This window comes from Streptomyces sp. PTL18, from assembly GCF_059510295.1.
The window spans coordinates 1-2,057 of record NZ_JCAJZO010000086.1 but is presented as its reverse complement, the minus strand read 5'-3'; the positions used below and the strand labels follow the sequence as shown (position 1 = coordinate 2,057).

Annotated in this window: 1 protein-coding gene; it reads left to right on the top strand. The window is 75.4% G+C overall.

The window, feature by feature from the left end; translation table 11 throughout:
* A partial coding sequence (locus AC5WS8_RS39030; RefSeq protein ID WP_496108217.1) for an acyltransferase domain-containing protein occupies positions 1-2,057 on the top strand: 2,057 nt, incomplete at both ends.

Below are 2,057 nucleotides of genomic sequence, written 5' to 3'. Positions count from 1 at the left end.
AGCGGTGGCCGTCGTACGAGGACCGGCCGCGCCGCGCCGCCGTGTCCGCCTTCGGCGTCAGCGGCACCAACGCCCACGCCGTCCTGGAGGAGGCGCCCCGCGAGGAGGCCCCGGAGGACACCCGGTCCGCCGGGGGACCCGAGGCCACCGAACCCTCCCTTGCCGCCCTGACGCCCGCCGGGGAGCGTGTGCTGCCGTGGGTGCTGTCCGCCCGCACCCCGGACGCCCTGCCCGCCCAGGCCACCCGCCTCCTCGCCCATCTGCGGGAACACTCCGACATCCCCCCGTTCGACCTCGCCCGGTCGCTCGCCGCGCACCGTTGCGCGCTGCCCTACCGCGCCGCCGTCATCGGCACCGGGCACGCCGATCTCGTCGCGGGGCTCACCGCCCTCGCCGACGGGGAACCCGCCGACGGCATCGTCACCGGCACCGCCCAGCCCGACGGGCGCTCGGCCTTCCTCTTCGCGGGACAGGGCTCCCAACGACCCGGCATGGGGCGGCAGTTGTACGATACGTACCCCGTCTTCGCCGCCGCCTTCGACGCGGTGGACGCCGAACTGCCGTTCAGCCTGCGCGAGATCGTGTTCGGCGAGGATGCGGAGGTAATTAACCGCACCGAGTACGCCCAGCCCGCCCTCTTCGCCCTCGAAGTGGCCCTGTTCCGGCTGCTGGAGTCGTGGGGTGCCCGGCCGGACGTGCTCGCCGGTCACTCCATCGGCGAGATCGCCGCCGCACACCTCGCCGGCGTGTGGTCGCTGGCGGACGCCGCCCGTCTCGTCGCCGCGCGCGGCCGGCTGATGCAGGCGCTGCCCGAGGGCGGCGCCATGGTTTCCCTTCAGGCCACCGAGGACGAGGTGCTGCCCCTCCTCGGCTACGGCGAGGACGCCGGCATCGCCGCCGTCAACGGCCCCCAGGCCGTGGTCGTCTCCGGTGCGGTCGAGGCCGTCGAGCGCATCGCCGCGCACTTCCGCGACCAGGGCCGCAAGGTCACCGCGCTGCGCGTGAGCCACGCCTTCCACTCGCCGCTGATGGAGCCGATGCTGGCCGAGTTCCGCGCCGTGGCCGAGAGTCTCGACTACGCGGAACCCGCCCTCCCCATCGTCTCCACCGTCACCGGCACCACCGCCACCGCCGACGAACTGCGCTCCCCCGAGTACTGGGTGCGCCACGTCCGTCAGAGCGTCCGCTTCGGCGACGCCGTACGAGCCCTTGCCGCCCGCGGTGTCACCCGCTACCTGGAACTCGGCCCCGACGGCACCCTCACCGCGCTCGCCCAGAGCACCCCCGAGGCCGCCACCCGGACCGGCGGCGGCGACGCGACCCTGTTCACGGCGACCCTGCGCAAGGACCGCGACGAGCCCGTCTCCGCCGTCACGGCACTGGCCCGCCTCCACGCCCACGGCGCCGCCGTCGACTGGGCGGCCGTCGTGCCCGGCGGCCGGCGGATCGACCTGCCGACGTACGCCTTCCGGCACCGCCGCTACTGGCTCGCGGACCACGACCGCCCCGCCACCGGCACCGCGACGCAGGGCATGCGACAGGCCGCCGACAACGCCGACGCCGAGTTCTGGGACGCCGTGGAGCGGGGCGACCTCGGCACCCTCGCCGTCTCGCTCGGCCTCACCGCGGAGTCCCTGGACGGCCTCGTCCCCGCCCTGTCGTCCTGGCGGCGCCGCCGCCAGGAGCGGGCACGCACCGACGAATGGCTGTACCGGCCGCACTGGCAGCCGCTCGACCCGTCGTCCGACACCGCGCTCTGCGGCCGGTGGCTCCTCCTGGTCCCCGCGGGCACGACCCGCGACGGCCGCACGGACTCCCTGCGGACGGCCCTCACCGCGCGCGGAGCCGAAGCCGCCGTCCTGGAACTCCCGGCCGCCGCCCTCATCGAACGTGCCACGCTCGCCGACGAGTTGGCGAACCGGGCCGCCGACGGTGTGTCCGGAGTCGTCCTCGTCACGCCCACGACCGACGCCGACGCGGCCCAGATCTGCGGAGCCGTCGCCACGCTGTTGCAGGCGTGCGGGGAGGCCGGTGTGGGCGGCCGGGTGTGGGTGCTG